The organism is Armatimonas sp. (genome assembly GCF_964826245.1).
This window is the reverse complement of record NZ_CBAYMC010000207.1, coordinates 1-8,035: the sequence shown is the minus strand read 5'-3', so window position 1 is coordinate 8,035 and position 8,035 is coordinate 1. Positions and strand designations below refer to the sequence as shown.

Below are 8,035 nucleotides of genomic sequence, written 5' to 3'. Positions count from 1 at the left end.
TCTCAGCACAATCACGCATGGCGCGGGCAACGTGCTCAGGATTTGAACTGAGCACGGCTTCGAAGTGGGCCTGATCTTCGGGAGTAGTCACGCCAAAGCCGAGGCGCAGGGCATGTGCCAGCGTGAGCAACTCAGGGCGCTGGCCACGGCAGGAAAGCAGGTATGCGAGAAGCTCTTTTTCGTTGCTAATCAGGTTCATGGCCTCTTGCCTCCCGTCGCGATCTTGCTCAGGATGATCTCTACATCTTCGCAGGGGAAGCCGTCGTCGGCGCGGAGGCTCTCCAGCTCAGTCAGCACAAGGGAAAGCGCCTCTTCCCGCTGCGTGTCCGTGAGAGGCTCGCCTGGCCTCGATCCCTCGCGATCGTGAATCGTTTTGCCTGTGAGCAGCTCCAAGAGGCTCACGGTGACCTTGCGAATGCGAGGGGATGAAGATTGCCAAAGCTCTCTAAAGCGGATGGTGTCGTCTGCGTCGGTGCCGAGCTGGTGAGCTGCGCCGGTCTTGATAGAATTGTCTTGCATGTTGAAACTTACCTTTCGATGTGTCACGGAGGAGGGGTATTTTTCAGGGTTCTCCCTCCTCCGGTTGCGGCCTCATTGGGTCGCTTGGCTTCGTTTGTGCCTCTCAGGGCGATTCTGGCTATCTGGGGGTAGGAATCACTACCCCCGCTTGCTATCCTGGCCTTACGCGGCCTCCTGCGCTTCTTCCCCTCCTTTCTCCTTCGCCTTGCTCTGCCTGATGCTGAACTTCTCCTCTGAGGGCTCGAACTTCATGCCGGGGAGTACTTCCCCCGTCTTTGCAAAGTGGGCTTCAGCATGCCTTCGATAGGCGCTCACGTCGGCGCTCGTGGTGGTCATGCCAAGAGTGAGGGCAATATCGGCGCAGGTGGTACGGTCTGAGAGTGTCAGCGCTCCGGGCTGCTCTCGGAAGGCTAGAACGCCGTAGGGAGTCACCACGCTCTTTCTCTTGAGGCGCTCCGCTTCTTCCCGTGCCACTTCTCGCACTTGGGCTTTGTAGAGGAACTCCAGCCCGCGCTTGTCTTGCTCGATGCTCTCCAGCATGGCCGCGTAGTTGGCGCTCACGGTCTCCAGCTCGGCACGGAGGGCAGCGGCTTGCGTGTCCTTCTCCAGGAGCTTCTTGAGATACCAGCTCACTCCCTGCATATCCGTGATCTGGAAGCGCTCGGCTTCGATGGTCTTCGGGGTCGGTGTTGTGTTTTCCATGACTAGAGTATATCACCATCGTTAGTTATTTGTCAATAAAAATAAAATAAAAAGATTGTTATTTTTTCTAGCCACTCCAGACAGCAAAAAGCCCCACCGGGGAACCATCCGGTAGGGCTTAAGGGAGCGGACTGGGGGCGCTCTGGCTTTCCTGCGTGGCCTCACACGTCCCCCTCATAAGCTGCGGTGTCTGCTTGCTCGGCTAGGTGGTCGTGCCACTCTTGGCAGCTCTCCTGCGGTGCCTCGGTGCGCTCCAGCTCGGCACACTTCGGGCATAAGAGCTGCTCGGGGTCTCCCTCGCCGAAAGTCCAGTCAATCACCCCGCAGGAAGGGCAGCGGGCCTCTCCGAAGCCGCCGAAGCTGAGGCCGTAGGAATCGCCTGTCATGTTCTCCCCGATGGCTTGAAAATGCCACGGCTCGGGGTTGCCTGCGAGGATCGCGGCGATAGCATCGGCACAATCGGCTAGTCTGCTCTGCATGGCCTCCAGCTTGCGCCGTGCACTCTCGTTCTGTCTCTGTGTCGGGTTCTTACTCATTGTCTTGTCTCTTTCTTGGTGTGGTGGGGGAAGCTCTCGCCTCCCCCCGTCTGGGAGCCTAGTACCAGGCTCCTGCTGTGTCGCTGAGGTTCATAGCCGCGATCTCCTCCATGAAGAAGCGGCCCTCCTCGTTCGTGTCGAACTCTGTCTCACGGGCCTCTACGCTCTCAATCCACGCTTCGTACCGGGCGGCTAACTCAATGTGCTTGCAATATCCACCGTGGTTTTTGCACTGAACGCAGTCGCAAGTGGCATAGTCGGCATGGGCGGCGACGATGTAGTCAGAGAGCTTGCTGTCGTTGCCTGGCTTGAAGATGTTCCAGGTCTGCACTCCGTGGAAGATCCCTCCGAGGGTCACGGTGTAGCCAGCGGCCTCAGCCTTGTTTGCGTTCTTGATCGCGGTCTGGATGGTCGCTTCGGTTGCGGTCGGGTTCAGGTAGATGCTCATGGTTCAGGGTTCCTTTTCGGTTCAAGCTTGATTGCTTGGGTATGACTAGAGTATATCACCAACGTTAGTTATCTGTCAAGGGATTCAAGGCATAAAAGATAGTTATTTTTTCTAGTGTTTTCTATTGGCAATATACCATCGTTGGTGATATACTCTAGTCATGGTTAACGCATTGACTGATGGAGAGCGCGAGATTCTCGCCGAGCTGGAGATAGAGGCCCGTGAGGGCATGGACACCGAGGGGGAGCGCTGCGACCGGTGCAACGGGAGCGGGCTGGAGAAGCTAGACCCGCGAACCTTCGACCCGATCCCCTGCCCCTGCTGTGGCGGCTCAGGAAAGGAGGGGTAGGGCCATGCAAGAGCAAGAGTGCCCCGTGTGTGGCGAGGGCTTCGCGGGAGGGGTGCAAGGTGCCCCGCAGGATGGTCAGCGAGAGCGGTTCTGCTGCGAGGAGTGCCGAGACCAGGCGGAGCGATGGGAGAATCAGCGGAGGGCCTACCCTGGCCACTGGATGCCCCCCGACCCGTTCCCCTGGGGTGATCTAGCTGACCCCTTCGCAGAGTAGAGGCAAGGCCCTGGCGAGAGCTGGGGCTTTTCCGTTTGTTATTTTCTCTAGTGAGTGATAGACTCGGAAAAAATCACTGTCGTTTGTTAATAGGAGTTTGTAAAATGTCTATGCCTTCGCTTGCTACGAAAGACGCCTCTGAGGAGGCCCGCAGGGAAGCAGCCCGCCTTATGGGCTCTATCAAGACCGAGAAGAAAGCCGCCGCCTCCCGCGCCAATGGCTTCAAGCCGGGACAAGCTCCCGTAGGTCGCAACCAGGGCCGCAAGCATAAGCCTCTTACGGATTTTCTTTGCTCCTGCGAGGCTGGGGATTCTATGGAAGGCCATAAGTGGGATTGTCTCCGAGGCCAGGCGATCAAGCGGCGAATCGCTGAAGGCCGCGACCTGGTAACCGGCGAAAAGCTCGCCACGGTGGCCGCGTGATCGTCGTCGAGCCTGCCCGACTGAACCAGGCTGCTGATCGGGTTGCTTCATCTGCTCAGACCGTCGGCGCGATGTGCGCTGCTCTCTCTGTCGCGGCCCGTGTGAACCCTCACACTGATACCGAGCTTCTGGGGCCGCTGGAGAGTGTCCGCGACGATCTGCGGGCCGCTGCGGGTGATCTCCTGGCCGCCGGTGCGACCCTTACCCCAAGGCAAGGCGCTCCCTCGGTAGATATGCTTGCCGAGCTGGCACGTACGGAGGCAAGCCGAGCTGAGGCCCTGACGCTCCTCGATGCCCTTCGCCAAGTACTTCCCCTGGCCGAGGCCCTTGACAATGCTCACGGGCGTTCTTGCTGGGGTGATGATCTGGGAGACCTAATCGGGAAGCTGGCAGCTCAGACGACCGGCGCGAACTGTGGCGGTCGGGAGTAGCATGGCGCGACGACCGACCCCTATCATTCTGACTTCCGTTCCCCCGGAGATCGCATATGATGAGCTGACCACGTGCCTTGCAGAAGCAACCGCGATTCTATTGGCGGTCGTACTGAGGCGCAAGGCCAGTTAGACGGAGAGAGGACAAAAGACGATGACACTTACGATTGACGTTTCACCCGAGACCATCCGCCGCATTGCCGAAGATCCCGAGCGGCTCGCACACGTCGCACGGATGGTTGAAGCCGCCTATGGTGTCGAACCTGAGCCGGTGAAGGTGTCCAAAGAGCTATATGACTCCCTCATGGATGATCTGGACAAGATCGAATCAGGTGAGGCAAAAGTAAGCCCATGGGACTCTGAAGCAAGGCGCAAGCGCAGTGCCGAGCTGCTCAAACGAGAGTTTGGATACGACCCTTCATGACCTGGACTGTCACCAGGAAAGAAACGATTGAAGCAGAGGTTGACCTGCTCCTTGCTCGCGTCGCACGGCTTCGCGGCGTTGACTATGCCACCCGATGGGACGAAGGTCTGAGCGTGGCTATCGAATCTCTTGGTGACTTCCCCGGCCCTCGCTCCTTCCCCCGCGTTATTGGAGAGAGCGAGAGAAGGCGGGCAGACGTTCGCATGAGGCTCTACAGTGGCCCTGACAAGAAGCCTGCGCCCTCCGTAGCCTGTCACATTGTCTTTGCGCTTTATGACCCTGTTCAGGATGAAACCGAAGGCCGCGTGCTTGTCTTGCGAGTGATCGGAACACGCACTCAAGCCGCTGGGGACGTGCTCACGGGAGGAGCTTCGGAACTTCAGCCGGGTGAGGACTTCGAAGGTTCTTCGGGTGTCTGAGGAGTTCGTCACGCCGAAGGTTGACACCTTCGTCACGGTCGCCGAAGCCGCCGAGCGCTGGGGTGTGCCAGCTCGCCGGGTGCGTCATGTTCTGGAACGTTCCGCGAAACGAGGCGGGGACGCTCCGCAAACATTACAGAAAACATTCCGCACGAGAACGGGGCAACGTTCTGCCGTAGCGTATCCCGTGGCCTGGCTTGGAGCTCTCCTAGAGGCAGATGCCCCCCAAGCGGAAACGCTCCAACATTCCGAGGGTGAACGCTCCGCAAACACTCCGAAACAGATCGCGGAACTATTCCAACATTCCGCGCCGGAACGTTCCGAAGATCCCGAGGGAGCTGACAATGCCTCGAACCATCGGGAAGACTGGAGAGCCCGCGCCCTGGTTGCCGAAGCTAGGGCCGAGCTGCTTGAGGCCGAACGTGATCGCCTGGACAAGAGCCTCACGGAAGCTCTTGCCATTGCCCGAGCTGCACAAGACGCCGAGCGCTCCGCCCGCTTGATCGGACAAAGGTCCGCGATGCAGATTGAGGCCGTCAGCCCTTCAGACGGCTCCCAGAGCTCGCCTGAAGGGTCAGGCAGTACGATTCCCCGGCGAAGCTCCGAAGCTTCAGCCCCTGACTCGGGAAAGAGACCGTTCTGGGCTTTCTGGAAGAAGGGAGGCTGAACGTGGCGATATTTACCAACAAGTCCGATGCCTCACTGCCAGCTTTGACTCAGTTCTACCAGGTCACTGTATGGCCACGGGACGCAGACGAAACAGATCTGGCCTACGGGCGGCGACTGCTCACCACTCCCGCCGGTGAGGAGCTGCGTATCTGGGTTGTTCGGGTTGCTGGCTTGAACGAGGCAGAAAGCGAAGGCAGGCTCCCGAGTGCCTTCCTGACAGCTCATACCGAGATCTCCTTGAAAGCTGGAGAAGCGTTTCCAGTGAGTGTCTTCCTCAAAGACTCGCCAAGATCCGGTGAAGAGTTCATGGCATGGCTCTCTGGACTGCATGCCTTCCTGACAAAGCTCATGCGCCTGGCCGCTGATAGCCAGGTGCCGAGCAGAGAAGAGGTATCTCGCCTCAATGAACTCCTGGCAAGATACACGCCCCCAAAAATAGTTTGGCAAGCAGCTTTTGAAACAAGTGGCCCGCCTGAAGTTTGGATAGGGGAAGACGCAGTGGATTTTCACCATCCTGACTTGAAGGCAGTGCTCCCCTTCATCGGGGCCACGGAGAGCCTTGAGGATTTTATTGGCAGGCTCCTGGTCAAGGAGTTCTATCGCGCTCTCACACGTCGCCAGCTCGATAGGTGCGGTACTTGTCAATCCGTTTTCTGGAAAGAGAACCCGAAGGCAATTTCCTGCTCACGCAGATGTGCAAGCCGTCAATCACAAAGGTTATGGAAGAAAAGGAGGTCTACAGGTAACAGACAGGCATTGTAAAAAACTGTTATCTGAAGTACACTTTGTTCTAAGGGGATTATTCCCCATAATCCAGTAGAAAAAGCAAAAGCCCCCACGTTAGCAGCGCGAGGGCCTAGGCCAAGAGTGAAATCAGGTTGAACTTACGCCCCCGACTCAATCTGAGTATATCTCAAAAGCCGCCGCTTTGTCACTGGTGACTTTTAGCGGCTGGCTGACTCTTCGTGAAGAACCTATCTTCACCCCCTGAGCCTTCCCGCCCTATATCGAAGTTTTTGCGGTGCGTCGCCCTGGCAGGGAGGTCGCATTGCTAGAGCGTCCGCGTTGCTGGTTCCTGACGGGGAGCTTGCAGCCACGCTGACGGGTAGTCTCACAGCTACCTAAGACCGGCCTCAGTCTCTCCCTGCCCACTGGAGACTGAGGCCGCGATCTTTTTAGGTGGGTTATGACAATTCGAGACAGATCGCTCTTACATCGGCGATTCAATCCTTCACCCGATCTAGTCGGGCGTTACATAGACACAGCGGCACTGAGAGTGCGTTTTGGAAAATATGATGGATGCGAGCTACAGGACATTCCCAGCGGATACCTTTGCTGGTGCCTGGAGAGAATAGACTTCACCCAGCGGGAGCGACGGGCGATTCAAATACGACTTGCTCAGGATCATTTCAAGGGTAGCTTTCTTTCCGTTTCAGGATTACGTGGTGGAGAAGGGAGTCTGATGGTATGAACCAGGCTCCAAAACCCCGAGCGCTCCCCACGCTCTTTGATGCCATTCCCCCCGAGCTCAAGGCGCTCCCTCAGTGGGTTGGTTGGCGCTTCGTCTGGAGAGAAGGCAAGCCAGGCGAGGCAGGCAAGTGGACAAAAGCCCCGTTCCGTGCTGACGGTAAAGGCGGTGCAAAGTCTACCGATCCCGAGACCTGGGCAACCTTCGATCAAGCAAAAACCAGCGTCAAGCGCCTGGGCTTCGATGGTATCGGCTTCGTCTTTTCACCCGAGGACCAATATTTCGGGGTAGACCTCGATGCCTGCCGAGACAAAGAAACCGGCCAGCTCACCCCCGAGGCTTCGGACTGGGTGAATCGCTTTGCTACTTACTGCGAGGTGTCCCCGAGTGGTACCGGTGTAAAGCTCATTGGCCTAGGCGCTCTTCCCGAGGGCACGATGGGACGCAGAAACGCCACCACGGGCGCTGAGTGCTACGACAGGGGCCGATACTTCACCGTGACCGGTCAGAGGCTTCAGGAGAGCCCTGAGAGCTGCGAGGGAGCGCCTGACGTGCTCACTGCCTTTCTAGCTCACCACTTCCCGAAGCGTGAAGCCGCGCCGGTCTCTGATCGTCACGATGGTTCGAACCATCGTCCTGCCCCCAGCCCGCTGGACATGGACGATTACGGGCTGCTCACCAAGGCCAACGGTGCCAAGGATGGAGCCAAGTTCGCCGCGCTGTGGTCAGGCTCCCATGCGGGACTTCCGGGGGCGTCTGAGGCAGATATGGCGCTTGCGGGGCTCTTGCTCTTCTGGACACAAGGTGACCAGGCGCGCACTGAGGCCATGATGCGCCGGTCTGGGCTTGCCCGTGAGAAGTGGGACACGATGCGGGGCGCTCAGACCTACCTTGAGTACACCATAGCCAAGGCAGCCGAGGGCAAGACCGAGTTCTACAATCCCTTGAAAACTGGCAGTTCCGTCAATTTTGTCAAAAATGCGACATTTCCTTTAAGGGGGGATAGGAATAAAGAAGAAGAAGAAGAAGAAGAAATACCCCCCTCTATAAGCGCGAATTTGACAAAATTGACAAAATTGACGGAATGGGACTCCGACCCGCTTTCTTTCGGGCAAGAGGACTTGCCTCCCTTCCCGACATGGGCTCTCCCCCCAGTGCTCAGAGACTTCTCCGAAGGGCTTGCCGCCAGTGTGGGCACGGCTCCCGACCTTCCCGGTGTTCAGGTTCTGGCAGCCGTCGCCGCTGCTACTCAGAAGCGTGTCGCTGTCGCCGCTAAGAGAGGGTCTATCGAGCCCCTCACGCTCTGGTGCATCGGGATTGCTCCGCCCGGCTCCCGCAAGAGCGCGATCATGGGCCACATTCGCAAGCCCTTCACCGTGCATGAGGCCAAAGAGAACGAGCGTCGCCTTCCGGAGGTGGATAGGTTCGAGAGCG

At 58.2% G+C, this 8,035-nt stretch carries 15 protein-coding genes; 9 read left to right on the top strand and 6 right to left on the bottom strand.

The annotated features are described in order from the left end of the window. The 5 genes from AC1XOS_RS17145 to AC1XOS_RS17125 form a co-directional block, all read right to left on the bottom strand. The coding region (locus tag AC1XOS_RS17145) for a hypothetical protein (protein ID WP_481963445.1) at positions 1 to 199 on the bottom strand (199 nt) is incomplete at its 3' end. Beyond that, positions 196 to 519, bottom strand: a complete 324-nt coding sequence (locus tag AC1XOS_RS17140; RefSeq protein ID WP_481963444.1) for a hypothetical protein — start codon at positions 517 to 519, stop codon at positions 196 to 198. The genes AC1XOS_RS17145 and AC1XOS_RS17140, both read right to left, overlap by 4 nt. Positions 520 to 681: 162 nt before the next feature. Further along, positions 682 to 1,221 carry a hypothetical protein gene (locus AC1XOS_RS17135; RefSeq protein WP_481963443.1) on the bottom strand — a complete coding sequence of 180 codons (540 nt, stop codon included), beginning with the start codon at positions 1,219 to 1,221 and terminating at the stop codon, positions 682 to 684. Positions 1,222 to 1,382: 161 nt separating this feature from the next. Further along, positions 1,383 to 1,757: a hypothetical protein gene (locus tag AC1XOS_RS17130; protein WP_481963442.1), complete on the bottom strand. Its 375-nt coding sequence runs from the start codon at positions 1,755 to 1,757 to the stop codon at positions 1,383 to 1,385. 58 nt (positions 1,758 to 1,815) lie between these two features. After that, the gene (locus AC1XOS_RS17125; RefSeq protein ID WP_481963441.1) at positions 1,816 to 2,205 is read right to left on the bottom strand and encodes a hypothetical protein; all 390 of its coding nucleotides are present in this window, start codon (positions 2,203 to 2,205) and stop codon (positions 1,816 to 1,818) included. 160 nt (positions 2,206 to 2,365) lie between these two features. Here AC1XOS_RS17125 and AC1XOS_RS17120 point away from each other — a divergent pair, with 160 nt between their 5' ends. The 6 genes from AC1XOS_RS17120 to AC1XOS_RS17095 all read left to right on the top strand — a co-directional run bounded on the left by AC1XOS_RS17120 (position 2,366) and on the right by AC1XOS_RS17095 (position 4,464). Then, positions 2,366 to 2,554: a hypothetical protein gene (locus AC1XOS_RS17120; RefSeq protein WP_481963440.1), complete on the top strand. Its 189-nt coding sequence runs from the start codon at positions 2,366 to 2,368 to the stop codon at positions 2,552 to 2,554. 4 nt (positions 2,555 to 2,558) lie between these two features. Further along, positions 2,559 to 2,768, top strand: a complete 210-nt coding sequence (locus AC1XOS_RS17115) for a hypothetical protein (protein ID WP_481963439.1) — start codon at positions 2,559 to 2,561, stop codon at positions 2,766 to 2,768. 110 nt (positions 2,769 to 2,878) lie between these two features. After that, on the top strand, positions 2,879 to 3,190 hold the full coding sequence (locus AC1XOS_RS17110; RefSeq protein WP_481963438.1) for a hypothetical protein: 312 nt from the start codon (positions 2,879 to 2,881) through the stop codon (positions 3,188 to 3,190). Next, positions 3,187 to 3,621 (top strand): hypothetical protein, encoded by a 435-nt coding sequence (locus AC1XOS_RS17105; protein ID WP_481963437.1) that lies wholly within the window; start codon positions 3,187 to 3,189, stop codon positions 3,619 to 3,621. The genes AC1XOS_RS17110 and AC1XOS_RS17105 overlap by 4 nt, the downstream gene beginning before the upstream one ends. Before the next feature lie 154 nt (positions 3,622 to 3,775). Continuing rightward, positions 3,776 to 4,045 (top strand): hypothetical protein, encoded by a 270-nt coding sequence (locus tag AC1XOS_RS17100; protein ID WP_481963436.1) that lies wholly within the window; start codon positions 3,776 to 3,778, stop codon positions 4,043 to 4,045. Next, positions 4,042 to 4,464 (top strand): hypothetical protein, encoded by a 423-nt coding sequence (locus tag AC1XOS_RS17095; RefSeq protein ID WP_481963435.1) that lies wholly within the window; start codon positions 4,042 to 4,044, stop codon positions 4,462 to 4,464. The genes AC1XOS_RS17100 and AC1XOS_RS17095 overlap by 4 nt, the downstream gene beginning before the upstream one ends. Positions 4,465 to 4,756: 292 nt before the next feature. Here the strand turns inward: AC1XOS_RS17095 and AC1XOS_RS17090 are convergent, their stop codons facing one another. Then, entirely contained in the window at positions 4,757 to 4,975 is a 219-nt protein-coding gene (locus AC1XOS_RS17090) for a hypothetical protein (protein ID WP_481963434.1), read from the bottom strand. A gap of 158 nt (positions 4,976 to 5,133) precedes the next feature. Between AC1XOS_RS17090 and AC1XOS_RS17085 the strand changes: the two genes are divergently transcribed. The 3 genes from AC1XOS_RS17085 to AC1XOS_RS17075 form a co-directional block, all read left to right on the top strand. Next, positions 5,134 to 5,895, top strand: coding sequence for a hypothetical protein (locus AC1XOS_RS17085; protein WP_481963433.1), 762 nt, complete (start codon positions 5,134 to 5,136; stop codon positions 5,893 to 5,895). A 424-nt stretch (positions 5,896 to 6,319) separates the two neighbouring features. Further along, positions 6,320 to 6,604: a putative quorum-sensing-regulated virulence factor gene (locus AC1XOS_RS17080; protein WP_481963432.1), complete on the top strand. Its 285-nt coding sequence runs from the start codon at positions 6,320 to 6,322 to the stop codon at positions 6,602 to 6,604. Next, positions 6,601 to 8,035, top strand: a 1,435-nt coding sequence (locus tag AC1XOS_RS17075; protein ID WP_481963431.1) for a phage NrS-1 polymerase family protein, incomplete at its 3' end; no start/stop codon positions are given. The genes AC1XOS_RS17080 and AC1XOS_RS17075, both read left to right, overlap by 4 nt.